This window comes from Usitatibacter palustris (assembly GCF_013003985.1).
GTDB lineage: Bacteria > Pseudomonadota > Gammaproteobacteria > Burkholderiales > Usitatibacteraceae > Usitatibacter > Usitatibacter palustris.
In genome coordinates, this window is the sequence record NZ_CP053073.1 from 2,315,285 (window position 1) to 2,339,120 (window position 23,836).

The following is a 23,836-nucleotide window of genomic DNA, read 5'->3' on the forward strand; positions in this document are numbered from 1 at the left end:
TCAGACGAGGGCTTTGCCATGGCGCACGAAGGGCGGCTTCACGACCTTCGCAGCGAGTTGCTTGTCGCGGACGATCACCTGCACGGCATCGCCCGGCTTGAGGCCGTGCGGCAGGCGCGCGAGCGCGATCGATTTTTCGAGCGTGGGCGAGAACGTGCCGCTGGTGATCTCGCCTTCGCCGCCATCGGCGACCACGCGCTGGTGCGCGCGCAGCACGCCGCCCGCATCGAGCAGCGAGAGGCCGAGGAATTGATGCTTCTGGCCCTGCTCCGTGAGCGCGGCCTTGCCGACGAAATCGCGCGGGCTCGCGAGGTCCACGGTCCAGGCGAGTCCCGCATCCAGCGGCGACACGCCTTCATCCATGTCCTGGCCGTAGAGATTCATGCCGGCTTCGAGGCGCAGCGTGTCGCGCGCGCCGAGTCCGCACGGCTTGGCGCCGGCCGCGGCCAGGGCCCTCCACGCCGCTTCGGCCTTGTCCTGCGCGAGCACGATCTCGAAACCGTCCTCGCCGGTATAGCCGGTGCGCGCGACCATCATTCCGAGTGCCAGCGCGGCGTTGAATGGCTTGAGCATCTCGGTGGCTTCCTGCAGCCCCGCGAAGGCGCGCCATGCGGTCTCGCGTGCACGCGGGCCCTGCACCGCGATGAGCGCGCGATCGCGCTGCGGCGTGATGTGCACCGACGACTGGGTGCGGTGCGCCAGGCTTTCCAGCCACTGGATGTCCTTGTCGGCCGTGCCCGCGTTCACGACGAGGCGAAAGAAATCCTCGCGGAAGAAATAGACGATGAGATCGTCGATCACGCCGCCCGACTCGTTGAGCAGGCATGAGTAGAGCGCCTTGCCCGGCGCCTGGAGCTTGTCGACGTTGTTGGCGAGCGCGTGGCGCAGGAAGGCGCGGGCGCCGGTGCCCTCGATGTCCACGACCTGCATGTGGGAGACATCGAACATGCCGCAATCGCGGCGCACGGCGTGGTGCTCCTCGATCTGGGAGCCGTAGTTGACGGGCATGTCCCACCCGCCGAAATCGACCATGCGGGCGCCCGCGGCGCGGTGCAGCAGGTTCAGGACAGTGGATTTGCGCAAGTTCTCTCCGGATCGATCGGTAAAAAAGACAAGGGGCCAAAAGTAATGGGGTCAGACCCCATTAATTTTGACCCCTCTGTCCTCGGTACCTGAGAGATTACACAGTGCGAACCCTGCCGCGCTGCGCTAGCCCCTTCGGTGGGCGAATGTGTCGCCGCTCTCCAGAGTCCGGGTAATTCTTCCCGGTTCCGATCGGTCCTTTTGCCTGAGAGTTTGCGGGTGCTACCCCTTCGGCGGCCCCAGATTCGAGGCTCTCTCCCGGTCGGATGGCGCGAATTGTACGGGATAATGCGACCCATGCAAACGAACTATCTCACCCACATCCGCGAGCAACTGGCGGCCCTGGAGACGCAGGGACTGTACAAGCACGAACGTGTGATCGCCTCCCCGCAATCGGCCCGGATCGAGGTCACGGGTGGTGCCCACGTGCTCAACTTCTGCGCCAACAATTACCTGGGCCTCGCGAACCATTCGGCCCTGGTCGCGGCGGCGAAAAGCACGCTCGACGAGCACGGGTACGGGATGGCCTCGGTGCGCTTCATCTGCGGCACGCAGACCGTGCACCGCGAGCTCGAGGCGAAGCTCGCGCAATTCCTCGGGACCGAGGATGCCATCCTCTACGGCTCGTGCTTCGATGCGAACGGCGGGCTCTTCGAGACGCTGCTCGGCGAGGAAGACGCCGTGATCTCGGATGCGCTCAACCACGCCTCGATCATCGACGGCGTGCGGCTGTCGAAAGCGAAGCGCTTCCGCTACGCCAACAACGACATGGCCGATCTCGAGGCGCAGCTCAAGTCCGCCGATGCGGAAGGTGCCCGCTTCAAGATGATCGCGACCGACGGTGTGTTCTCGATGGACGGCATCCTCGCGAACCTGAAGGCGATCTGCGACCTCGCCGACAAGTACCAGGCGATGGTGATGGTCGACGACTCGCATGCCGTGGGCTTCGTCGGCGCCAAGGGTCGAGGCACGCACGAGCATTGCGGCGTGATGGGCCGGGTGGACATCCTTACCGGCACGCTCGGCAAGGCGCTCGGTGGCGCCTCGGGCGGCTATACCGCGGGCCCGCGCGACGTGATCGCGTGGCTGCGCAACCGCTCGCGCCCCTACCTCTTCTCGAACACGCTGATGCCGGCGATCGCGGGCGCATCACTCAAGGTGCTCGAGCTCCTCGAACAGGGCGACGCGCTGCGGACGAAGCTCGCGAAGAACGCCGCGCATTTCCGCAAGGACATGACGGCGCTGGGCTTCAAGCTCGCGGGTGCGGGCCATCCGATCATTCCTGTCATGCTGGGTGACGCGCCGCTCGCGAAGGCGATGGCCGACCGGCTGCTCGCCGAAGGCATCTACGTGATCGGCTTTTCCTTCCCGGTCGTGCCCAAGGGGCAAGCGCGCATCCGCACGCAGATGTCCGCGGCGCACGAGCCGGAACATATCGAAAGCGCCGTGGTCGCATTTGCAAAGGTCGGCCGCGAACTGGGAGTCATCAAGTGAGAACGCTGGCGAAGACGAAGCGCGAACCCGGAATCTGGATGACGGATTCCCCGAAGCCCGAGGTCGGGCACAACGACGTGCGCATCCGCATTCGCAAGACCGCGATCTGCGGCACCGACATGCACATCTACAAGTGGGACGACTGGTCGCAGAAGACCGTGCCGGTGCCGATGACGGTGGGCCACGAGTACGTGGGTACGGTCGATGCGATCGGCACCGAAGTGCGCGGCCTCACGATCGGCCAGCGCGTGTCCGGCGAAGGCCATCTCGTGTGCGGCCATTGCAGGAATTGCCGCGCCGGCCGTCGGCATCTGTGCCGCAACACGCAAGGCGTGGGCGTGACTCGCCCGGGCGCCTTCGCCGACTACCTCGTGATTCCCGCGGAGAACGCGTTTCCGATTCCCGACGACATCCCCGACGAGATCGCCTCCATCCTCGATCCGTTCGGCAACGCGGCGCACACCGCCCTCTCCTTCGACCTCGTGGGTGAAGACGTCCTCATCACCGGCGCCGGCCCCATCGGCATCATGGCCGCGGCGATCTGCCGGCACGTGGGCGCGCGGCACATCGTGATCACCGACATGAACGACTACCGCCTCTCGCTCGCGAAGACGATGGGCGCGAGCCGCACGGTGAACGTCGAACGCGAGTCGCTCCCGGACGTGATGAAGACGCTCGGAATGGTCGAGGGCTTCGACGTGGGCCTGGAGATGTCCGGCGTCGCCTCGGCTTTCCGCCAGATGCTCGACACGATGAACCACGGCGGCAAGATCGCGATGCTCGGCATCCCGCCGGGCGAGACCGCGATCGACTGGACGAAGGTGATCTTCAAGGGCCTCACCATCAAGGGCATCTACGGCCGCGAGATGTATGAGACGTGGTACAAGATGATCGCGATGCTCCAGGGCGGGCTCGATCTCTCGCCGATGATCACGCACCGCTTCGACGTGAAGGATTACCTCGAGGGATTCGAGACGATGGGATCGGGCAAGTCAGGCAAAGTCGTGCTGAGCTGGACCTGATGGACGACGCAGTATCCCCAACTGGGAGAACGGAAGATGAAACGAGTTCATGTCCTGCGCCTCACCTGCCTCGCGGTCGCCCTCACGCTGACCGGCTGCTTCGAAGCGACCAAGCCGCTCTCGGCCCCCGGAACGGTGCCCTATGACATCAGCGTCCTCGGTTCCTGGACCTGCGTCCCGGATCCGCCGCTTCGTCCCCAGGACAAGGCCACGCTCACCCTGCGCAACATCGACCAGTGGACGCTCGATGCGAACTGGGTGGATGGCGACAAGACCTCGCGCTACCGCGTCCACGGCACGAAGGTCGATTCGGTCATCGTGCTCAACGTGCTCGAGGTCGCGCCCGGCGCGAAGTGGTTCTTCGTGCGCTACAAGCGCGAAGGCAACAAGCTCGCGCTGAGCACGGCCAACGGCCAGGAGATCAAGGGCGGGTACGAGGCGCGCAAGATGGACGACCTCAAGGCGCGTGCCGCCGGCGATGATCTCTTCAAGACCTTCGCGATGTGCACGAGAGCCAAGTAAGGCGGCGCACCGGTCCGAGACGTTTGTCGCGGCCCGGATCGCGAAAATCCGGGTCGTAGGTCCCATTGCGCGGCACGCGTGCGCGCTCTACCGTGGCGGCACCCAGTTCACCTCGGGAGCACCCGTGACACGTCCTCGCCTGATCGCGCTTGCGGTCGCCACCCTGCTCGCTCCGTGCTCCGCCCTCGCGGCCGGCGAAATCGTCTGCTCACCCACGGCCTGGGCATCGCTGTGGACCGATCGCGGCAGCGGCGCATCGCGAGACGTCTCGTTCTTCCGTCCCTCCACGGGGTTTACGCTGGGCGACCATGCCCAGGGCGGCGGCGCGCCCACCGGCGAAGCCTGCGCGTTCAGTGCCTCGGTTCCGAACGCGCTCGCGCCGCCGACCGGATTCACGCTGATCTACAAGGACGTCGGCACCGGCGCCAAGCAGGACGGCTCGCTCTGGCGGGCGAATTGCCCCAATGGATACACGGGCCTGGGCGACGTGAACGTCATCGGGCACGCGCTTCCGCCCCTCATGGCGCAGATCTATCGCTGCGTGCGGGCCGATCTCGTCAAGGCAGTGAGCCGCGGCTACATGGACGTGTGGAATGACAAGAAGTCCGGCGGCAAGCAGGACGTGAGCGTCTGGGGCTGGAAAGCGTTCGCGAACCCGCATGCGAGCGTTCCGGCGCAAACCTTCTTCCTCGCCCAGGGAAATTACGCGGCGCCCGCCGCGCCGCAGAAGGTGCTTGCCGACGGCGTGCTTCGCTACAACCCGCCCGGCGTTCCGGCGCAGGCCAAGGTGGAGGAATGGATGCGCACCTACGCGCCCGTCGTCTCCTTCCATCCGAAGGAGACTTACTTCCCGACTTCGGTCGAGTCGTATCTCGCGGTCACGTCTCCGGTGGGCAACGGACTCGCGCTGAAGAATCCGACGGACCCGGCCAAGCCCGGAAACCTCGGGGCGGCGCGCGTCTACGTCAACGCGAAAGTCGGCGCCTCACGGACGGAACTGCAGTATTGGTTCCTCTATGCGTACAACGGTGCCGGAACTGCCTATTTCAAGAACCTCAATTGGAAAGGCACCTACGACAGCATGGGCGACCACAGCATGGCGCCGTGCGGGCAGCACGAAGGCGACTGGGAGCACATCACCGTCGCGGTCGACAACCGCACGGGCAACATGATCGAGACCTACCTCTCGCAGCACGATGGCGGCGCCTGGTATCCGGCGGTGCAATCGACGAGCGCCGGAAGAGTGCGCTTCTACTCTTCGCTCAACGGCCACGCGGCGTACTTCCAGCCCGCGCGCTACTACTCGCACGAGGTGAAGGCCGGGGTCATCGAGTTCCGGCTCCTCAACGATGCGCAGGCCGGCGGAAAGGTCCTCGATACGCGCGCGGGCGCCGGGCCTTATCTCATGGCCGTGAATTTCCTCGAGGCCGACGTCAAGGCGAAGCCGCCGTACACCATCGCGCCCCAGGCCTGGATGGGCATCAAGGGCCGCTGGGGACGCATCTTCGAACGCGGGGCGGCTGCGGCGCAGACCGATATGGAGAGGAAATTCGGGTCCATCGGTGGCGCGATCCTGACGTTCGGCACGCTGAAGCTCGTGAACCTCGTCATGGACGAGGCGGGACTCAAGTCGGAGTGCTCGCAGGAAACGGGCCCGCAACCGCCGTGGGAGAAGGGCAGCTGGGCGACCGCCGACCGGGAAAAGTGATCAGAAGCTGACGGCCAGCCCGAGCGACCACCCCTCGACGTTCTGCCCGACGACGTAGCGCATCACGGCGCGGGCGCGGGTGACGTAGGTGTCGAGCCGGCTCGTGTCGAGCTCGAGGCCGACGCCGAACGAGTTGAGGTGGTTGAAGCCGAGCACGCCATCGAGGCTTCCGACGAAGCTCGTATGCGCGTATTCGAGCACGTAGCGCAGGGGGCGATCGAGCATCACGGCCCCGGTCGGGGCACGCCAGCGCGTCCAGAAGCTGATGCTGTTCGCGTGCGACGTGCCCTTCACCACCGAGTCCGTGTCGCCGTAGCTGCGCAGCGGGATCGCGGTGAAGCGCAGCTCCGCATCGATCTCGCGCCGTGGCTGGTAGTCCTCGTAGTCGAGCATCACCGCGCCACCCACCCCGTAGACGTCCAGGCGTCCGTCCTGCGCGAACGCGACGTCTTCGCCTGCGCGCACCGACGCGATGCGCACCGACCCCGCCGCCTCGCTCTCGACGCGGCCGATCGAAACATTCAGGACGGGCCGGATCACGAGGTGCTGGGCAATGGGAAAGTCGTAGCCGATCCCCCCGGTGGCCGAGACGCTCCGCCATTTCACGGACACGTCACGCTGCTCGACGCCATCGCTGGCGACGAACGTCGGGTCGTATCGGCTGGTGCCGACCGTGCCCTCGAGGTACAGACGCTTGTGGACCGTGTCGCCGCCGCCGAGCGTGGTCTGCTGGAAATCGGGATTCTGCGTGGGCGCGCTGCTGATGGCGAGCGATCCCGTGGTGACGTCCGGGATGAGCGTGAAGCCCATGAGGGCGAGCGCACCGTTCGCACGCTTCTGCACGTTGCCGTCGGTCAACCGGAACACCTGCGCCGCGGCCATCGCCGGAACCGCCAGCGCCACGACGAGGCCCGCGATGCGCATCATGACGATCAGATCAGGCGAATCTCGGAACGCGGGATGGAAAGGCGCACGATCTTCCCCTTCTCGATGCGCGTGGAACCCTGCAGGTGCGGCTGGTCGGCGATGATGCGCGACTCCCCGACGCGAATCTCGTAGCGCACGAACTCGCCGAGGAATTCGCCGGTCTCGATCACGCCTTCGAGCTCCAGGGCATCCGGATTCGCCGTCGCCTCGTCGTGGACGATGACGGCGTGCGGACGGAAGGCGAGTTCGACGCGCCCTTCCCTGTCATCCATGGCCCCCGGCAGCGGGCGATCGCCCAACGCCGAAGCGAAGACGCTGCGCCCGGCCTCGCGCCGGATCGCACCTTCGACGAGATTCACCGATCCGACGAATTGCGCGACGAACCGGTTCACCGGGCGGTCGAAGAGCTCCTCGGGCGTGCCGATCTGCTGGATGACCCCCTGGTCCATGACCGCGATGCGGTCGCACATGGTGAGGGCCTCTTCCTGGTCGTGCGTCACGAAGATCGTCGTGATGCCGAGCTGGTCGTGCAGGCGGCGAAGCTCATGACGCATCTGCACGCGCAGCTTCGCATCGAGGTTCGAGAGCGGCTCGTCGAGGAGCAGCACCTGGGGCTCGACGGCGATCGTGCGTGCGAGCGCCACGCGCTGCTGCTGACCGCCCGACAGCTGGTTGGGACGACGGTCGCGGTATTCGGAGAGGCCCACGAGGGCGAGCGCGGCATCGACCCGCTTGCGGATCTCGTCGCGCGGAAGCTTGCGCTCCTCGAGACCGAAGGCGACGTTCTTCGCGACCGTCATGTGCGGCCACAGCGCGTAGTTCTGGAACACCATGCCGACGTTGCGCTTCCACGGCGGCACGCCGGTGACATCGCGGCCGCCCACGAGGAGCTGCCCCGCCTGGTGCTGGTTGAAGCCCGCGATGAGCCTGAGCAGCGTGGACTTCCCGGACCCCGAAGGACCCAACAGTGCGAAGAACTCGCCCGGCAAGACCGTGAGCGAGATGTCGCGCAGCACTTTCGTCGTGCCGTACGACAACTCGATGTTGCGAGCCTCGACGCTCACTGCTTCCATGTGTCACCCCGATTCGTGAAGCGGTAGGACGCGTACGTGCCAAGGCCGACGATCACGACGGCAAGGACGCTCAACGCCGCGCCTGGCCCGCGCCCGGCGATGCTCTGCATGTAGAGATAGATACCGTACGACATCGGCGCCTGGTCTGCCGATGTCGACAACACGAGGGTCGCCGCGAGCTCGACGGCCGCCGTGATGAAACTCGTGACGAAGCCCGCGAGGATTCCACCGGCCATCAACGGCACGACCACGCGCCGCACCGTGCTTGCCTTCGTTGCACCGAGGTTCTCCGCGGCCTCCTCGAGCGACACGTGCAATTGCGTGAGCGCGGCCATGCAGGCGCGCACGGCGTAAGGCAGCCGCCGCACGGCGAGCGCGATCATCAGCGCGATCCACGTGGCCGCGAACGCCGTCTGCGTGAACGGCATCTCGAGACCCTTGAACGTGCGCAGGTAGCCGATCCCGAGGACGATGCCCGGAATCGCCAGCGGCGCGGCGGCAACCCAGTCGAGCGCCTGCCGGCCGGGCACCTTCGTGCGCAGGATGATGTAGGCGATCGCGGTTCCCACGATCACGTCGATGAATGCCGCGAGCCCGCAGTAGAGCAGCGTGTTGCCGATCATGTGCGGCGACTGCACGAGCACGGTCTTGTAATGCTCGAGCGTGAACCCTTCGGGCAGCACGCTGAAGCTCCACACCTTCGAGAAAGACATGAGCAGGATGCCGATGTGGGGCGCGAGCACGACGAGCAGCACGATCGCGATCCAGAAGTATGCGAAAGCCGTCTGCCACGGCGTGAGCGTGCGCCGCTGGAGCGAGGTGCCGCCGCGCTGCAGCGTGGAGTAGTCGCGGCCCTTGAGGATGCGTGCGGACATCCACAGCGCGGCCACCGAGAACGCGATCATGATCACGCTGATCACGTAGCCGATCGGGTCCTCCACGCCGACCGACGTCACCCGCAGGTAGGCCTGGGGCGCGAGCATGTTGGTCGTGCCGAGCACGAGCGGCGTTCCGAGGTCGTCGAAGACCTTCACGAACACCAGGGACGCGCCGGCGACGTAGCCGGGCATCGCCAGCGGGAAAACGATCCTGCGAAAGAGCCGCAAGCCCGAGGCGCCCAGGTTCTGCGCTGATTCCTCCATCGCGCCGTCGATGTTCTGCAGCGCCGCGACGAGGTTGAGCAGGATGAACGGGAAGTAATGCAGGGTCTCGACGAAGATCACGCCGGTGAGGCCCTGCATCACCGGAATCGTGAAGCCGAAGTGCTCCTGCAGGAGCAGGTTCACGGAGCCCGAGCGGCCGAAGATGAGCTGCATCGCCACCGCGCCCACGAACGGCGGCATGATCAGCGGCAGCACGCCCAGCGTCTGGATGAGCAGCGCCCCGCGAAAGCGGAAGCGCACCGTGAAATACGCGAGCGGCACGGCGATCAGCGTCGAGAAGACCACCGACATTCCCGCGACGTACAGGCTGTTCCAGAAGGACTCGCGCATGAGCGAGATCTGGAAGAACGACGCGAAGTGCGTGAGGGTGAAGCCTCCCGAGCCGGTCGAGAACGCCGTGTAGAAGACGGCCCCGACCGGAACGACCAGGAAGACGACGAGGAACGCCGCGATCGCGAGCGCGACCGCGGGAATCATTTAGCGGCGTTCGCGAGCTCGGCGGCCTTGACGTAGTTCGCCTTGGCCTTCGTGCTCCACTCCTCCTCGATCTGCGTCTTGCGCTTCACGGCCGCGTCATCGCCCTTCTTCGCCTTGAAGACCGCGAGGAGCTCCTTGTCCTGGGCCTGCTGGGCCGAGACCGGGACCGACCACGCGAGCTTCTTCGCTTCCTCGAGTTGCGGGCTCGCCTTGCCGGCAAGGCGCTTCTCCGCGTCCTGGATCGCCTTCGTCGCCGCGACGAGTTCCTTGTGGCGGAACGTGATCACCTGGTCGAAGAGCGAGGACACGACGTAGTAGCGCGACTCCGAAAGATTCGAATCGAACTTCACCTTGGCATTGATCGAGCCGTCGAAGGGATTCGGGTAGCCCTTGGGCGCCTTCGCGTAGGTCGCGGGCAGCACCGGCAGGCGCGAGATCTTCGGGTCGAGCAGGAGTTGCTGGCCTTCATCCGAGAGCGTGAACTGCAGGAAGCGCTTGCCGGCCTCCGGGCTCTTGGCGCCGGCCACGAGTCCGATGTTGGCCGGCACGATCGCGGTGACGGACGGATACGCGAACTCCGTGGGGAAGCCCGAGGCCTTCGCGGCCAGCCCGAAGAAGTCGATCACCAGGCCGATGCCGAACTGGCCGTTCTGCACGCCGTCGGGAACGCCGAAGCTGCGCTCGGTGATCGAGGCGCAGTTGCCCGAGATCTGCAGGATCTGGTTCCAGCCCTTGTCCCAGCCCTCACCCTGCAGGATCGTCTCGAACGTGAGGTGCGTGGTGCCGGAGCGCGAAGGCGACGAGGTCGCGACGTGGCCGTGATACACGGGCTTCATCAGGTCCGCCCACTCTTTCGGGGCCGGAAGCTTGTTCGCCTGCATGTACCGGGTGTTCCACATCATCCCGTAGCCCGCGAGCGCCTGGCCGCGGTACATGCCCTCGGGATCGTTGATCGGGTAGTCGCCGACCTTCGCCGGAATTCCACTGGCGGGAACGTCGACCTTCTGCAGGAGCTTCTCGCTGGCGAGGACCTCGAATGCATCGGGTGCCGAAACCCAGAAGATCTCCGGCCGGCTGCCCGCCGCCTGCTCGCGCACGAACGCGATGCCCGCCGACGTGCCCTTGTTCAGGATCTCCACCTTGTCCTGCGGAAACTTCTTTTCGTAGGCCGCCTTGTACGCGGTGGTGAGTTCCTTGGGGAACGAGGTGACGACGGTGATCGTGTCCGCGAACGCCGCGCTTGATACGATGGCGAGCGCCAACGGGGCGAGCTTGAAGGGATGCATCTTGTTTCTCCTCTTTGTTTTCTAGGTATCTACCGTGAATCTTACCAATTCCTTCCAGGCGGTCATCTTCGATCTCGATGGAACGCTCATGGACACGGTGGGCGAAATCCATGCCGCGCTCGCTCTCGCATTCGTCGAGCTGCGCATCGCCGAAGTGCCCCCGACCGTCGTCGAAAGCCTCGTCGGCCGCGGCGTTCGCTCGCTCGTGGAGCGCGCGCTCGAGCGCCAGGGCGCAAGTCGCGATGGGCTCGATGACGCCGTGCATCGCTTCGAGCATCACTACGCGGCCCTGGTGGCCACGAAGGCGGTGCTGTTTCCCGGTGCGCTCGATGGGCTGCGGATCCTGCGCGACGAAGGCCTGCCGCTCGCTGTCGTCACCAACAAGCCGCGGCAGTTCACCGTGAAGCTGCTCGAGCACGCGGGTATCGACTCGATGATGGCCTCCGTCGTCGCGGGTGACGACGGCATCACGCGCAAGCCCGCGGGAGACATGCTGCTCGCCGCGTGCCGCCAGATGGGCAGCCCGGCCGCCGCCACGCTGATGATCGGCGATTCCGCCAATGACGTGCTGGCCGCGCGCGCGGCCGGTTGCCCCGTATGGTGCGTGCCCTACGGCTATACCGAGGGCCAGCGCCCCGAGACCCTCGCGTGCGATCGCCTCGTCGCGACCATCGCGGAGGCAGCCAGGCTGATCGTGCGGGACTGAACCGGCTATTTCCGCGCGGCGGGCTGCGGCCGCCCGCCAAGCACCGTTCCCCAGATGCCGAGGTGGTCGACGGGCAGCGTTACTCCCGCGGGGGGCTCGCTTTCGAGGATCGCGAAGTCGGCGTAGCTGCCGGCCTTGATGCTTCCGATGTAGTTCTCGCGCTGGATCGCATGCGCCGGCGTGCTCGTGATCGAGGCGAGGCCCTTCGACGCGGCAAGCGGGCGCTCGGGAATTCCTTGCACGCGCGCGCTGACGACAGCACCGAGGCGGCCGAGCTCATCGGCGATCGCGGGCGGCGCATCGGCGGGAAGCGCAACCGTCGTTCGGTGTTGCGGGCGCGGGTCCGCGGCCTGCCGCGCCCGAAGGATGCGCAATGCAAGCTCGCTCTCGGCGACGGTGCCCGCACGGATGTGGAGCTGGTACTCGGCGCGCCAATAGAGGCGAAAGGCCTTGTCGAAGTCGGCGGCGTTCCCTGCGAGCAGCGCCACCTGCTGCAGCGGCCATTCGACGCGCCCGCGCCCATAGGTCCAGAAGCGCTGCGTGCGCAGGAGCACGTTCTCCTCGGCGACGGTCGCTTCGCGAAAGATCGCCGTGCCGTCGGCGATGAAATAGGTCCTGAAAGTCGTGAGCGGGTCGTCGAGCGCCTCGTGGATCACCGCCTGGGGCGCGAAGCGCGGCAGTGCCCCGCGTTGCGCAAGGGTGGTGATCCCGTGGGCCGGCAGCCACTCTCGCAGCGCGTGCAGGCCGCGGGCGAACTGCCGCGGCGAGAAGAGGTCCCGCCCGATGAAGCGCAGGGCTGTCTCCTGTGCGACGCCCGTGAATCGCGCATCGGAGGGAATGTCGCCGGAGACCGCGTACTTGTCGATGGCGGCGCTGTTGAGAATCAATGCGTCGCCGGTCCGGCTCCAGACGACCACCGCGCGCTGCGGCGAAGCCTTGTCGAGCGCCTCGCGTCCCAACGCACCGTGCGAGCGTGCGTCGTATCCCCAGGTGAAGAGCGTCTCGTTGCGCGCCGCCGGCTCCGCCGCGGCTTCGCGAATCCGCTCCAGGTATTGCTCGGGTGTCCGTGCAACGCGTGCGCCACGGCCCGGAATCTTCCAGTCGTCGGCGGCGATGACTTCGGAGCCGAAAGCGATCGCAGCGAAGACGGGATCGGCGTTCGCGTCGATGAATCCGGGCACGATCACCTTGCCTTCGAAACGCCCGTCGATGTCGTAGGGAAAGTCGCCCAGAGATGCCGTGACCGACTCGAGCGATCCCAGCGCGAGCACGAGCCCTCCGCCGACCGCGACGGCGGTTGCCTCGGGATGCGAGGGATCGCCCGTCAGGATCTTGCGCGCGGTGAAGATGCGCGCAGGCTGGGCGGTCGCCCACTGCGCCCGAACCTCGTCGAGCAGTCGAATCGTCTTCACGGGCTCGGCCGCGAAGGACGCCGAAGCGCACGCGCACGCCATCGCCACTGCCAGGATTCGGCCGGCCCAGCGCGAGTGCATTGGCGTCTTCATCAGACCTTCGATGCTACGAGCTACAACTGCGCCAACATTGCGTCAGCGCAAGGCAGTATCGAATTGGGAATTGGTCGGGGCGAGAGGATTCGAACCTCCGACCCCCTGCACCCCATGCAGGTGCGCTACCAAGCTGCGCTACGCCCCGACCGAGACCGAAATTATACCCTCTCCACGCCCTACTTCGAAGGGAGAAAGTGCTTCGGCGATCAGGGCTCGAGCATCTTGAGGATGCTCTTGAGTTCCTTGCGGATGTTCGCGGGCGAGATGGGCTGGGGAACGGTCATCGTGCGCGGCTGGTGCGTCGCGGGGGCGGTCGTCAGGACCGGCTCCTCGAGGCGGTTGCGCGCGCCGTTGATCGTGAAGCCATGCTCGTAGAGCAGCTCGCGGATGCGGCGAATGAGGAGCACTTCGTGGTGCTGGTAATAGCGGCGGTTGCCGCGCCGCTTCAGGGGCTTGAGTTGTGTGAACTCCTGCTCCCAATAGCGCAGCACATGCGGCTTCACCCCACACAACTCGCTGACTTCGCCGATCGTGAAGTAGCGCTTTGCGGGGATCGCCGGCAAATCAGTCGTCGCCAGGTTCTCCGTGGCCATTGAAGGACTTCTCCACCAGGCTCTTCAACTTTTGGCTTGCGTGAAAAGTGACAACGCGCCTTGCCGTGATGGGAATCTCTTCACCGGTCTTCGGGTTGCGTCCCGGGCGCTGCGGCTTCTTCCGGAGCTGGAAGTTGCCGAAACCCGAGAGCTTCACCATCTCGCCCCGTTCAAGGGCGATCCGGATTTCCTCGAAGAAGGACTCGACCATGTCCTTGGCCTCGCGCTTGTTCAAGCCGACCTTTTCGAACATCAGGTCGGCCAGCTCGGCCTTGGTGAGGGTGACTTTGTCTTTCACGTGCGCGGCTGGGCTTTGAATTGTTCGATGATTTGATTGCGTATGGAGGTCACCATCGCCTCCACCTCGGAATCTGTCAAAGTCCTGTCAGTATCCTGCATAACTATACGAAACGCAAGGCTTTTTCTCCCCGCGTCGACGCCCTTTCCCTCGTACAGATCGAAGATTTCGACCTCCCTGACAAGGGGGGGAACGGCCTTTCGGACCGCTTCCAGGATCGCTCCGGAGGGTACCTGATTGCCGACGGTAAACGATAGATCCCGGCGTACGGCGGGCATCCGCGACACCCCGGAAAACCTTGTAGGACACCCTTCCAGGAGCGGCCCGGTCAGGATCTCGAAGACGACGGGCGCAAACGGAAGGTCGTAGCGCTGCTGCAGGCGCGGATGAAGCTCGCCGACGATGCCGATTTCGCGGCCGGCGAGGCGGACCACGGCGCAGCGCCCCGGATGGCAGGCCGGATGCGTTCCGGCGGTAAATTCCAGCGCGAGCGTGCCCGCGATCGACTGCAGGTCGCCCTTGGCATCGAAGAAATCAACGCGCTCGCCCTTGTCGCCCCACTGCTCCGGCATCCGGGCGCCGTACGCGAGACCCGCCATGCGCTCGGGCTGCACCGCGAGGTCCGCGGCCTGGCCCTCGAAGCAGCGGCCGATCTCGAAGAGGCGCACGTGTGCTTCACCGCGGTTGAGGTTCGAGGCAAGGCTTGCGACCAGGCCGCCGAGCAGCGTCGAGCGCATCACGCCCATCGTGCTGGCGATGGGGTTGGCGAGGCGCACGGGCTTGTCGTTGCCGGCGAAGTCGCGTTCCCATTCCTCGGCGACGAAGCTGTAGTTGATGACTTCCTGGTAGCCGTGCGCGGCAGCAGCGCGGCGCAGGTCGAAACGGTTGCGCGAACCCTCGCGGACCGGAAGCATCGGCAGGGTCGAGCGCGGCGCCACGGCCGGAATGTGCTCGAAGCCGTGGATGCGCGCGATCTCCTCGATGAAGTCTTCCTCGATCGCGAGGTCGAAGCGCCAGGAGGGCGCCGTCACCTTCAGCGGCTCGGCCCCTTGCACCTCGCAGGCGAGGCGAACCAGGCTTTCGGCCATCTTCGCGTCGGGAATGTCGTAGCCCAGCAGCACACGGGCACGCGCGGGGCGAACGCGGACGGCTTCGCGCTTCGGGAGCGTGCCGACCGTTTCGGTGATGGGTCCGGCCTTGCCGCCACAGATCTGGAGGATCAACTGCGCGGCGCGTTCCTGTGCGGGGCGCTGCGCGTTGAAGTCCACGCCGCGCTCATAGCGATAGGCCGCATCGCTCGTGAGCTGCAGGTCGCGCGAGCGGCCCTGAACGGCTTCGGCGTCAAAGTACGCAGCCTCGAAGAACACGTCGGTCGTGCCCTCGCCCACCATCGTCGCGTGGCCGCCCATGACGCCACCGAGCGCGACCGCGCCCGATTCATCGGCGATCGCGAGAAGCTGCGGGCGATGCTCGACCCACTGCTCGTTCAGGAGCTGCAGCTTTTCGCCCGGCTTGACGAAGCGCACATCGATGGCGCCCTTGAGCTTGGCGTCGTCGAACGCGTGCATCGGCTGGCCGCGCTCGAGCATCACGTAGTTGGTGATGTCGACGAGGGGACGAATCGCGCGTAGGCCCGCGCGCTCGAGACGACGCACCATCCAGGCCGGCGTCTTCGCGTTCGGGTTGATTCCGCGGATCACCCGGCCCGTGTAGCGCGCGCACGCGACGGGCTCGCTCAGTCGAACGGCGCGCGTGTCGGTGATCGAGGTCGCGACGGCCTCGACCTTCGGCGGCATGAGCTTCGCGCCGGTGATCGCCGCCACGTCGCGCGCGATGCCCAGCATCGAGAGGCAGTCGCCGCGGTTGGGTGTGAGCTTCAGCGTGAGATAGACGTCATCGAGCTCGAGGTGCGCGCGGATGTCCTGGCCCACGGGCGCATCGGCATCGAGGATGAGCAGTCCTTCGTGGTCCTGCGAAAGGCCCAGTTCGCGCGCCGAGCAGAGCATGCCGCTCGAATCGACGCCGCGAAGCTTCGCCTGCTTGATCTGCAGATCGCCGAGCTTGGCACCGATGAGCGCACAGGGAACCTTTTGGCCCACGGCGACATTGGGTGCGCCGCAGACAATGGTGAGGGGTGCGCCAGTCCCGGCGTCCACTTCGGTCACGCGCAGCTTGTCGGCGTTCGGGTGCGGCACGACGGATTTCACGTGCGCGACGACGACCTTGTCGAACGCGGCGGCGACCGGCGTGATCTCCTCGACCTCGAGGCCACCCATCGTGAGCGCGTGCGCGAGTTCGTCGACGGGCAGTTTCACGTCGACCAGTTCGCGCAGCCACTTGAGAGAGACTTTCATCGGAACTGCCTCAGGAACTTGAGATCGTTCTCGAAGAACAGGCGCAGGTCATCGACGCCGTACTTGATCATCGCAAGGCGATCGAGTCCCAGGCCGAACGCGAACCCCGAGTACTTCTCGGGATCGATGCCCACGTTGCGCAGCACTTGCGGGTGAACGACGCCCGCGCCGCCGAGCTCGAGGTACTTCACCTCGCCCCCCGAGGAGCGTTCCCACTCCATGTCGATCTCGACACCGGGCTCCACGAACGGGAAATACGACGGCCGGAAGCGCACGTCGATCTCGTCCCGCTCGAAGAAGCCGCGCAGGAATTGGCGCAGCGTGCCCTTGAGGTCGGCGAGGCTCACGCCCTCGTCGACCCACAGGCCTTCGATCTGGTGGAACATCGGCGAGTGCGTGGCGTCATGGTCGACGCGGTACACGCGCCCCGGGCTGATGATGCGCACCGGCGGCTTGTGGGCCTCCATGTAGCGAATCTGCACGGGCGAAGTCTGCGTGCGCAGCACGCGATTCGAGCCTTCGATGTAGAACGTGTCCTGCATGCTCCGCGAAGGATGGTTCGGGAACATGTTGAGCTTCGTGAAGTTGTAGTCGTCGTCCTCGATCTCGGGACCGTCGGCCACCGCGAAGCCCATCGAGGCGAAGAGCGATTCCACGAGCTCCTGCGCGCGCGCGATCGGATGCAATCCGCCCAGCGCCTGGCGCCGGCCCGGCAGCGTGACGTCGATCGCTTCGGCGGCGAGCTTGCCTTCGAGTTCCTTCGCGAGGATCGCGTCGCGCCGCTCGTTGATGAGCGCCTCGACCTTCACCTTCACCGCGTTGATCGCCGCACCCGCCTTGGGTTTCTCGTCGGCGGGAAGCTTGCCGAGTCCCTTCAGCAATTCGGTGAGCGCGCCCGACTTGCCGAGGATGCGCGACTTGGCCAGATCGAGCTCGACGAGGTTCGTCGTGGCCGAGATGTCGCGGGCGGCGTCTGCCTGGATTTGTTCTAGTTGTGACATCTCAAGCAAGTGAAAGAAATCCGGAAATAAAAAAGGGGCTCTTGCGAGCCCCTTTCTGTTTTACGTCGCTTCAGGCACCGAGGCTCGCTTTCGCCTGTTCGACGATGCGTCCAAACGCGGGTTTGTCACGCACGGCGAGGTCGGCGAGGACTTTGCGATCGATCTCGATCGCGCCCTTCTTGAGTCCGGCCATGAAGCGGCTGTACGTCATGCCGGCTTCACGGACTGCAGCGTTGATGCGCGCGATCCACAGACCACGGAAATCACGCTTCTTGTTGCGGCGGTCGCGGTAGGCGTATTGCCCCGCCTTCATCACCGCTTCCTTGGCGATCCGGTAGACGTTACCGCGGCGGCCGCGGAAACCCTTGGCCTTGGCGAGGACTTTCTTGTGGCGGGCCTTGGCCGTGACGCCACGTTTTACGCGAGGCATGTCGGCTCCTTAGGCGTAGGGAAGCATCGCCTTCACGTGCGCGGCGTTGGTCTTGTGGACCCCCGTCGTGCCGCGAAGCTGGCGCTTCGATTTGGTGGTTCGCTTGGTGAGGATGTGGCGCTTGCCGGCCATCGTGCGCTTCACCGAGCCGCTACCGCGGACCCGGAAGCGCTTGGCCGCGCCACTCTTGGTCTTCATCTTGGGCATGAAAGCCCTCCTTTTTTCACTACGTTGGCGCTTCAGGTGGCGGAAACCAATCCGCTCTTTAAAAACCTGCAGACACCTTGTTGGCACTGCTCGCCGGAGTTGAACGGCAGCTTTGCTGTCCGTTCCAACGACGTTCCCGCTGCATCCGGGCCGATCAGTGTTTCTTTTTCGGCCCGAGAATCATAATCATCTGGCGCCCTTCCAGCTTGGGCCACTGCTCGACGACCCCGACTTCCTTGAGGTCGGCCTCGACCCGCTTCAACAGCTGCATGCCGAGTTCCTGGTGGGCCATCTCGCGGCCCCGGAAGCGCAACGTGACTTTCGTCTTGTCGCCTTCGGTCAGGAACCGGATGAGGTTACGGACCTTGATCTTGTAGTCCCCGTCATCCGTGCCAGGCCGGAACTTCACTTCCTTCACCTGGATCTGCTTCTGCTTCAACTTCGCCTGGTGGGCCCGCTTGCTCTCGGCGTACTTGAACTTGCCGAAATCCATCAAGCGGCACACAGGCGGCTTGGCGGTGGGCGCGATCTCGACGAGATCGATGTCCTTTTCTTCCGCGAGCTTCAGGGCATCCATGATGTTCATGATCCCCAGCGGCTCGTTGTCGACCCCGACCAACCGGATTTCGGTGGCGGAGATCTCGCCGTTGACGCGTATTGCTTTGTCCTGAGCTATTCGCTTAACCCTCGAAAATTGAATGATGTGCCGGGGTCCGTTGGTGGCGACCCGGGCGCTAAGACCCCGCTACGTTCTGTCAGCGACTTCGCTTTTCAAACGCGAAATAAAGGCCTCGAGGGGAACCGGCGCCAGGTTTTCACCTGACCGCGTTCTCGCCGAGACCGTCTTCGCTGCCACTTCCTTGTCGCCGAGAACCAGCTGGTAAGGAAGCTTTTGAATGCTATGTTCCCGTATTTTATACGTTATTTTCTCGTTTCGCAAATCGGAATCGACCCGGATTCCAGCCGCCTTCAGGGCGGCTTCGACCTCGCGAACATAGGCTTCCTGGCGGTCCGTGACGTTCATCACGACCACTTGAACGGGGGCCAGCCAAAGCGGCAGCGCGCCCGCGTAGCTTTCCAGCAGGATCCCGATGAAACGCTCGAAGGACCCGACGATGGCCCGGTGGAGCATCACCGGAACCTTGCGGGAATTGTCCTCGGCCACGTACTCGGCCCCGAAAGCGCCGGGCATGTTGAAGTCCACCTGCATCGTCCCGAGCTGCCAGACCCGCCCGATCGCATCCTTGAGCGAATACTCGATCTTCGGGCCATAGAACGCGCCCTCCCCGGGCGACACTTCGAAGGCGCAGCCCGAGCGGCGCAGCGACTCCATCAGCGCCTCTTCGGCGATGTCCCACTGCGCGTCCTGTCCCACGCGCTTCACGGGCCGCGTCGCGACCTTATAGATGATGTCCTTGAAACCGAAGTCGGCGTAGACCCGCTGCAGCAGCGCCGTGTATTCGACGCACTCGGGGAGGATCTGCTCTTCCGTGCAGAAGATGTGGCCGTCGTCCTGCGTGAATCCGCGCACGCGCATGATCCCGTGCAGCGCGCCCGAGGGCTCGTTGCGGTGGCACGCGCCGAACTCGCCGTAGCGAAGCGGCAGCTCGCGATAGCTGCGCACGCCCTTGTTGAATACCTGCACGTGGCCCGGACAGTTCATCGGCTTCACGGCGAAGTCGTGCTTCTCGGACTCCGTCGTGAACATGTTGTCCTTGTAGTTCTCCCAGTGGCCGCTCTTCTCCCAGAGCGAGCGCGAGAGGATCTGCGGGCAGCGGATCTCCTGGTAGCCGTTGTCCTGATACACGCGGCGCATGTACTGCTCGACCTGTTGCCAGACCGCCCAGCCCTTGGGATGCCAGAACACCATGCCCGGCGCTTCGTCCTGCAGGTGGAAGAGGTCGAGCTGCGTGCCGATGCGGCGGTGGTCGCGCTTCTCCGCTTCCTCGAGCATGTGCAGATACGCGTCCTGGTCTTCCTTCTTCGCCCAGGCCGTTCCGTAGATGCGCTGGAGCATCTCGTTGCGATGGTCGCCGCGCCAATACGCGCCCGCGACCTTCATGAGCTTGAAGACTTTGAGCTTGCCCGTGGACGGCACGTGCGGGCCGCGGCAAAGGTCGATGAAGTCGCCCTCGCGGTAGAGGCTGATGCCCTCCTCCGACGGGATCGACGCGATGATCTCGGCCTTGTACTTCTCGCCGATCGAATGGAAGAACTTCACGGCCTCGTCGCGTTTCCACTCCTCGCGATGGACCGGAATGTCCTTCTTCGAGATCTCCGCCATGCGCTTCTCGATCGCCGCGAGATCCTCGGGCGTGAAGGGACGCTTGTACGAGAAGTCGTAGTAGAAGCCGTTCTCGATCACCGGGCCGATCGTCACCTGCGCGTCGGGAAAGAGTTCCTTCACCGCGTAGGCGAGCAAATGCGCCGTCGAGTGGCGAATGAGGTCGAGGCCGTCTGGATCCTTGTCCGTGACGATCGCGAGCTTCGCGTCCTGGTCGATGCGAAACGACGTGTCGACGAGCTTGCCGTCGACCTTGCCGCCGAGGGCGGCCTTCGCGAGTCCGGGACCGATCGAGGCGGCAACGTCGGCCACCGAGACCGGGTCATCGAATTTCCGGACCGAACCGTCCGGCAGCGTGATGGCAACCATGTGTTTCTCCCGCTCAAAAAGTGGAAAAGCGCGGCGAGCCGCGCTTTTCGAGATGAAAAGGTCCGCGCCCGCCCTATCCGGGAAGCCTCGTGAACGACGTAGTCGGCGGTCTCATAACCATGGCGGCCCTTTCAGCCTTTGTTGGGACAATTTTACCTCAGAAGTCGGTGGATAATCCGCGCCATGACTTCAAACATCATGTCCCTCTCCGACGCCATCCGCCGCTTCGTGAAGGATGGCCAGTCGCTGGCACTCGAGGGCTTCACGCACCTCATTCCCACCGCGGCCGGGCACGAGATCATCCGGCAGAAGCGCCGCGAGCTCACGCTCATTCGCATGACCCCCGACATCGTCTACGACCAGATGATCGGCATGGGCTGCGCAAAGCACCTCGTGTTCTCGTGGGGCGGCAACCCGGGCGTGGGATCGCTGCACCGCTTCCGCGACGCGATCCAGAACGGCTGGCCCAACGCGGTGACGATCGCCGAGCACAGTCACGCAGACATGGCCGGGCGCTACCAGGCGGGCGCTTCCGGGTTGCCCTTCTCTGTGCTGCGCGGCTACGTGGGCTCGGATCTCCCAAAGCACAACCCCGACATCAAATCGATCACGTGCCCGTTCACCGGCGAGGTGCTCGCCGCCACGCCGGCGATCAATCCGGACGTCACGGTGATCCACGCGCAGAAGGCCGACCGAAAGGGCAACGTGCTCGTGCACGGCATCACCGGCATCCAGAAGGAAGCGGTGCTGGCCGCGAAGGTCGCGATCGCGACGGTCGAGGAGATCGTCGACAACCTCGAGGCGCCGATGAACGCCTGCGTGCTGCCTCACTGGACACTCGCCGCGGTGTGCGAGGTGCCGATGGGCGCGCACCCGAGCTACGCACACGGTTACTACGAACGCGACAACGCCTTCTGCAGGGAATGGGAAGTGATCTCGCGTGAGCGCGAGCGCTTCGTCGAATGGATGAAGGCGAACGTGATGAGCACCCCCAATCACGCGCAGTTCCTGACCTACGCGGGGATCCGATGAGCTTCTCGCTGAGCCACCCGGGCTATACCCCCGCGGAAATCATGACCATCGAGGCATCGCGGCGGCTGAAGAACGGCACCGTGTGCTTCGTCGGCATCGGCCTGCCCTCGGCCGCCGCCAATCTCGCGCGACTCATGCACGCGCCCGACGTCGTGCTCATCTACGAATCGGGAACGATCGGCGCGAAGCCCGATGTGCTGCCGCTTTCCATCGGCGACGGCGAGCTCGCTGAATACGCCGACACGGTGGTCTCCGTTCCGGAAATCTTCCGCTACTGGGTCCAGGGCGGACGCATCGACGTGGGCTTCCTGGGTGCCGCGCAGGTCGATCGCTTCGGCAACCTCAACTCCACCATCATCGGCACGGACTACGCGAAGCCGAAGGTGCGCCTTCCCGGCGCGGGCGGCGCGCCGGAGATCGCCTCGAACGCGAAAGAGACCTGGATCATCATCAAGCAGAACCTGAGGACCTTCGTGGAGAAGGTCGACTTCCTCACCTCGGTCGGGCACCTCACCGGCGGCGATTCGCGCGAGAAATCCGGCGCGCGTGGCGCAGGGCCGACGGCAGTCATCTCCGACCTCGGCGTCCTCGTGCCGGATCCCGTGTCGAAGGAGCTCACGCTCGCGGCGCTGCATCCGGGCGTGACCATCGAGCAGGCGAAGGCCGCGACCGGTTGGGACCTGAAGATCGCCTCGAAGGTGGAGGCCATCGCACCGCCCACGCAACTCGAGCTCGTCACTCTTCGCGACCTTCACGAGCGCACCGCACGCGCCCACGGCGTCGCGACAACGACCGACTGATCCCCCGCCAAAGCCTTCTTTTCGGCAGCGCGCCTCCCTCAGGGCGCACCAAAATCTCGCGCGACCCGGCACCGTTTAGGTGCATCCCGGCAAATGTGGGCTCCACATCGCCATATCCCCGCCCGAAACCGCTGGCATGAATGCTGCTCAATGCGAAGCGGCAGTTCCATCACCACTCAAAGGGGAAAACACATGCTTCGCCGCAAGTTCCTACGCACGATCGTCTCCGTCGCCTTGGCCGCGACGGCGACCTGGGGCACCGCACACGCCCAATCGGGCGGCACCGTGAAGGTCGGGGTGCTGCATTCGCTTTCCGGAACGATGGCCATCAGCGAGACCGTCCTCAAGGACGTCGCGCTCATGGCGATCGAAGAGATCAACGCCAAGGGTGGCGTGATGGGCAAGAAGATCGAGGCCACGGTGGTGGATCCGGCCTCGAACTGGCCGCTGTTCGCCGAGAAGGCGCGCCAGCTGATCTCGCAGGACAAGGCCGTCGTCGTGTTCGGTTGCTGGACGTCGGTGTCCCGGAAGAGCGTGCTGCCGGTGTTCGAGGAACTGAACGGCCTGCTCTTCTACCCCGTGCAATACGAAGGTGAAGAGCTCTCGAAGAACGTCTTCTACACGGGTGCCGCCCCCAACCAGCAGGCCATCCCGGCGGTCGAGTACCTGATGAGCAAGGACGGCGGCGGTGCCAAGCGCTGGGTGCTGCTCGGGACGGACTACGTGTATCCGCGCACGACGAACAAGATCCTGCGCGCGTTCCTGAAGAGCAAGGGTGTGGCCGAGGCCGACATCATGGAGGAGTACACGCCGTTCGGGCACTCCGACTACCAGACGATCATCGCGAAGATCAAGAAGTTCGCTTCCGAAGGCAAGAAGACCGCGGTGGTCTCGACGATCAACGGCGACTCCAACGTGCCGTTCTACAAGGAACTGGGCAACCAGGGCCTGAAGGCGACCGACGTTCCGGTCGTCGCGTTCTCCGTGGGTGAGGAGGAGCTGCGCGGCGTCGACACGAAGCCCCTCGTCGGCCACCTCGCGGCATGGAACTACTTCATGTCGATCAAGGGCGCGGAGAACGATTCGTTCAAGAAGAAATGGGCCGCGTACGCCAAGGCGAAGAAGCTGCCCGGCGCGGACAAGCCCCTCACGAATGACCCGATGGAAGCGACCTACATCGGCGTCTACATGTGGAAGCAGGCTGTCGAGAAGGCCAAGAGCTTCGACACCGACAAGGTGATCGCGGCGATGGCCGGCCAGACGTTCAAGGCTCCCTCGGGCATCACGTCGAAGATGGACGAGAAGAACCACCACCTGCACAAGGCGGTGTTCATCGGCGAGATCAAGGCCGACGGCCAGTTCAACGTCGTGTGGAAGACGCCCGGCCCGGTGAAGGCGGCTCCGTGGAGCCCGTTCATCGCCGGCAACGACAAGAAGAAGGACGAACCGGAAGGCAAGACGGTCATGGCACCGCCCGCCGCACCGAAGAAGTAACGATG

22 protein-coding genes, 1 tRNA gene and 2 riboswitches are annotated in these 23,836 nt (G+C 65.1%); of the genes, 8 read left to right on the plus strand and 15 right to left on the minus strand.

Annotated features, from left to right (window positions below; all coding sequences use genetic code 11):
• Nucleotides 1-1,083, minus strand: a complete 1,083-nt coding sequence (gene gcvT, locus DSM104440_RS11295) for a glycine cleavage system aminomethyltransferase GcvT (protein WP_212758045.1) — start codon at nt 1,081-1,083, stop codon at nt 1-3.
• Between the two features lie 66 nt (nt 1,084-1,149).
• Nucleotides 1,150-1,258: riboswitch (glycine riboswitch) on the minus strand.
• A gap of 8 nt (nt 1,259-1,266) precedes the next feature.
• A riboswitch (glycine riboswitch) is annotated at nt 1,267-1,354 on the minus strand.
• A 26-nt stretch (nt 1,355-1,380) separates the two neighbouring features.
• Here gcvT and DSM104440_RS11300 point away from each other — a divergent pair.
• The 4 genes from DSM104440_RS11300 (at nt 1,381) to DSM104440_RS11315 (ending at nt 5,829) form a co-directional block, all read left to right on the plus strand.
• The gene (locus tag DSM104440_RS11300; protein WP_171162663.1) at nt 1,381-2,577 is read left to right on the plus strand and encodes a glycine C-acetyltransferase; all 1,197 of its coding nucleotides are present in this window, start codon (nt 1,381-1,383) and stop codon (nt 2,575-2,577) included.
• A complete protein-coding gene (tdh, locus tag DSM104440_RS11305; RefSeq protein ID WP_171162665.1) occupies nt 2,574-3,599 on the plus strand; it encodes an L-threonine 3-dehydrogenase in 1,026 nt (341 codons plus the stop codon). The genes DSM104440_RS11300 and tdh overlap by 4 nt, the downstream gene beginning before the upstream one ends.
• Before the next feature lie 36 nt (nt 3,600-3,635).
• The gene (locus DSM104440_RS11310; protein WP_171162667.1) at nt 3,636-4,121 is read left to right on the plus strand and encodes a hypothetical protein; all 486 of its coding nucleotides are present in this window, start codon (nt 3,636-3,638) and stop codon (nt 4,119-4,121) included.
• Between the two features lie 124 nt (nt 4,122-4,245).
• Entirely contained in the window at nt 4,246-5,829 is a 1,584-nt protein-coding gene (locus tag DSM104440_RS11315; RefSeq protein WP_171162669.1) for a Vps62-related protein, read from the plus strand.
• On the opposite strand, the gene DSM104440_RS11320 is transcribed toward DSM104440_RS11315, so the two are convergent.
• The 4 genes from DSM104440_RS11320 to DSM104440_RS11335 are packed head-to-tail and all read right to left on the minus strand — an operon-like array spanning nt 5,830 to nt 10,755.
• The gene (locus DSM104440_RS11320; protein ID WP_212758047.1) at nt 5,830-6,756 is read right to left on the minus strand and encodes a hypothetical protein; all 927 of its coding nucleotides are present in this window, start codon (nt 6,754-6,756) and stop codon (nt 5,830-5,832) included.
• Nucleotides 6,757-6,761: 5 nt separating this feature from the next.
• On the minus strand, nt 6,762-7,829 hold the full coding sequence (locus DSM104440_RS11325; protein WP_171162671.1) for an ABC transporter ATP-binding protein: 1,068 nt from the start codon (nt 7,827-7,829) through the stop codon (nt 6,762-6,764).
• A complete protein-coding gene (locus DSM104440_RS11330; RefSeq protein WP_171162673.1) occupies nt 7,817-9,469 on the minus strand; it encodes an ABC transporter permease in 1,653 nt (550 codons plus the stop codon). Before DSM104440_RS11330 ends, DSM104440_RS11325 begins: the two co-directional genes overlap by 13 nt.
• Nucleotides 9,466-10,755: an ABC transporter substrate-binding protein gene (locus DSM104440_RS11335; RefSeq protein WP_171162675.1), complete on the minus strand. Its 1,290-nt coding sequence runs from the start codon at nt 10,753-10,755 to the stop codon at nt 9,466-9,468. Before DSM104440_RS11335 ends, DSM104440_RS11330 begins: the two co-directional genes overlap by 4 nt.
• A gap of 34 nt (nt 10,756-10,789) precedes the next feature.
• Between DSM104440_RS11335 and DSM104440_RS11340 the strand changes: the two genes are divergently transcribed.
• A complete protein-coding gene (locus DSM104440_RS11340) occupies nt 10,790-11,461 on the plus strand; it encodes an HAD-IA family hydrolase (protein WP_171162677.1) in 672 nt (223 codons plus the stop codon).
• A gap of 5 nt (nt 11,462-11,466) precedes the next feature.
• On the opposite strand, the gene DSM104440_RS11345 is transcribed toward DSM104440_RS11340, so the two are convergent.
• The 10 genes from DSM104440_RS11345 to thrS all read right to left on the minus strand — a co-directional run bounded on the left by DSM104440_RS11345 (nt 11,467) and on the right by thrS (nt 20,505).
• On the minus strand, nt 11,467-12,966 hold the full coding sequence (locus DSM104440_RS11345) for an amidohydrolase family protein (RefSeq protein WP_171162679.1): 1,500 nt from the start codon (nt 12,964-12,966) through the stop codon (nt 11,467-11,469).
• Nucleotides 12,967-13,037: 71 nt separating this feature from the next.
• Nucleotides 13,038-13,114: transfer RNA gene (locus DSM104440_RS11350), tRNA-Pro, on the minus strand.
• 61 nt (nt 13,115-13,175) lie between these two features.
• Complete coding sequence (locus DSM104440_RS11355) at nt 13,176-13,562, minus strand: MerR family transcriptional regulator (protein ID WP_171162681.1); 387 nt, start codon at nt 13,560-13,562, stop codon at nt 13,176-13,178.
• Entirely contained in the window at nt 13,534-13,860 is a 327-nt protein-coding gene (locus DSM104440_RS11360) for an integration host factor subunit alpha (protein ID WP_171162683.1), read from the minus strand. The genes DSM104440_RS11355 and DSM104440_RS11360 overlap by 29 nt, the downstream gene beginning before the upstream one ends.
• Nucleotides 13,857-16,214 (minus strand): phenylalanine--tRNA ligase subunit beta, encoded by a 2,358-nt coding sequence (pheT, locus tag DSM104440_RS11365; RefSeq protein WP_171162685.1) that lies wholly within the window; start codon nt 16,212-16,214, stop codon nt 13,857-13,859. Before pheT ends, DSM104440_RS11360 begins: the two co-directional genes overlap by 4 nt.
• Nucleotides 16,211-17,215, minus strand: coding sequence for a phenylalanine--tRNA ligase subunit alpha (gene pheS / locus DSM104440_RS11370; RefSeq protein WP_171162687.1), 1,005 nt, complete (start codon nt 17,213-17,215; stop codon nt 16,211-16,213). Before pheS ends, pheT begins: the two co-directional genes overlap by 4 nt.
• Before the next feature lie 70 nt (nt 17,216-17,285).
• Entirely contained in the window at nt 17,286-17,645 is a 360-nt protein-coding gene (gene rplT, locus DSM104440_RS11375; protein WP_171162690.1) for a 50S ribosomal protein L20, read from the minus strand.
• A gap of 9 nt (nt 17,646-17,654) precedes the next feature.
• Nucleotides 17,655-17,852 carry a 50S ribosomal protein L35 gene (gene rpmI / locus DSM104440_RS11380; RefSeq protein ID WP_171162692.1) on the minus strand — a complete coding sequence of 66 codons (198 nt, stop codon included), beginning with the start codon at nt 17,850-17,852 and terminating at the stop codon, nt 17,655-17,657.
• A 154-nt stretch (nt 17,853-18,006) separates the two neighbouring features.
• Entirely contained in the window at nt 18,007-18,471 is a 465-nt protein-coding gene (gene infC / locus DSM104440_RS11385; protein WP_425509636.1) for a translation initiation factor IF-3, read from the minus strand.
• A gap of 126 nt (nt 18,472-18,597) precedes the next feature.
• On the minus strand, nt 18,598-20,505 hold the full coding sequence (thrS, locus tag DSM104440_RS11390; protein ID WP_171162694.1) for a threonine--tRNA ligase: 1,908 nt from the start codon (nt 20,503-20,505) through the stop codon (nt 18,598-18,600).
• 183 nt (nt 20,506-20,688) lie between these two features.
• On the opposite strand from thrS, the gene DSM104440_RS11395 reads away from it, so the two are divergent.
• From DSM104440_RS11395 to urtA, 3 genes are all read left to right on the plus strand, one after another.
• Nucleotides 20,689-21,537 (plus strand): CoA transferase subunit A, encoded by an 849-nt coding sequence (locus tag DSM104440_RS11395; RefSeq protein ID WP_171162696.1) that lies wholly within the window; start codon nt 20,689-20,691, stop codon nt 21,535-21,537.
• The gene (locus DSM104440_RS11400; protein ID WP_171162698.1) at nt 21,534-22,337 is read left to right on the plus strand and encodes a CoA-transferase subunit beta; all 804 of its coding nucleotides are present in this window, start codon (nt 21,534-21,536) and stop codon (nt 22,335-22,337) included. The genes DSM104440_RS11395 and DSM104440_RS11400 overlap by 4 nt, the downstream gene beginning before the upstream one ends.
• Nucleotides 22,338-22,529: 192 nt before the next feature.
• On the plus strand, nt 22,530-23,831 hold the full coding sequence (urtA, locus tag DSM104440_RS11405) for an urea ABC transporter substrate-binding protein (RefSeq protein ID WP_171162700.1): 1,302 nt from the start codon (nt 22,530-22,532) through the stop codon (nt 23,829-23,831).
• Nucleotides 23,832-23,836: the final 5 nt, after the last annotated feature.

Excerpts from the sequence above, each read along its gene's own strand:
- DSM104440_RS11300 (WP_171162663.1), top strand. The coding sequence starts at position 1,381 with ATGCAAACGAACTATCTCACCCACATCCGCGAGCAACTGGCGGCCCTG.
- DSM104440_RS11310 (WP_171162667.1), top strand. The coding sequence starts at position 3,636 with ATGAAACGAGTTCATGTCCTGCGCCTCACCTGCCTCGCGGTCGCCCTC.
- DSM104440_RS11320 (WP_212758047.1), bottom strand. The coding sequence starts at position 6,756 with ATGATGCGCATCGCGGGCCTCGTCGTGGCGCTGGCGGTTCCGGCGATG.
- DSM104440_RS11325 (WP_171162671.1), bottom strand. The coding sequence starts at position 7,829 with ATGGAAGCAGTGAGCGTCGAGGCTCGCAACATCGAGTTGTCGTACGGC.
- DSM104440_RS11330 (WP_171162673.1), bottom strand. The coding sequence starts at position 9,469 with ATGATTCCCGCGGTCGCGCTCGCGATCGCGGCGTTCCTCGTCGTCTTC.
- DSM104440_RS11335 (WP_171162675.1), bottom strand. The coding sequence starts at position 10,755 with ATGCATCCCTTCAAGCTCGCCCCGTTGGCGCTCGCCATCGTATCAAGC.
- DSM104440_RS11345 (WP_171162679.1), bottom strand. The coding sequence starts at position 12,966 with ATGAAGACGCCAATGCACTCGCGCTGGGCCGGCCGAATCCTGGCAGTG.
- DSM104440_RS11355 (WP_171162681.1), bottom strand. The coding sequence starts at position 13,562 with ATGGCCACGGAGAACCTGGCGACGACTGATTTGCCGGCGATCCCCGCA.
- pheT (WP_171162685.1), bottom strand. The coding sequence starts at position 16,214 with ATGAAAGTCTCTCTCAAGTGGCTGCGCGAACTGGTCGACGTGAAACTG.
- pheS (WP_171162687.1), bottom strand. The coding sequence starts at position 17,215 with ATGTCACAACTAGAACAAATCCAGGCAGACGCCGCCCGCGACATCTCG.
- rplT (WP_171162690.1), bottom strand. The coding sequence starts at position 17,645 with ATGCCTCGCGTAAAACGTGGCGTCACGGCCAAGGCCCGCCACAAGAAA.
- rpmI (WP_171162692.1), bottom strand. The coding sequence starts at position 17,852 with ATGCCCAAGATGAAGACCAAGAGTGGCGCGGCCAAGCGCTTCCGGGTC.
- thrS (WP_171162694.1), bottom strand. The coding sequence starts at position 20,505 with ATGGTTGCCATCACGCTGCCGGACGGTTCGGTCCGGAAATTCGATGAC.
- DSM104440_RS11395 (WP_171162696.1), top strand. The coding sequence starts at position 20,689 with ATGACTTCAAACATCATGTCCCTCTCCGACGCCATCCGCCGCTTCGTG.
- DSM104440_RS11400 (WP_171162698.1), top strand. The coding sequence starts at position 21,534 with ATGAGCTTCTCGCTGAGCCACCCGGGCTATACCCCCGCGGAAATCATG.
- urtA (WP_171162700.1), top strand. The coding sequence starts at position 22,530 with ATGCTTCGCCGCAAGTTCCTACGCACGATCGTCTCCGTCGCCTTGGCC.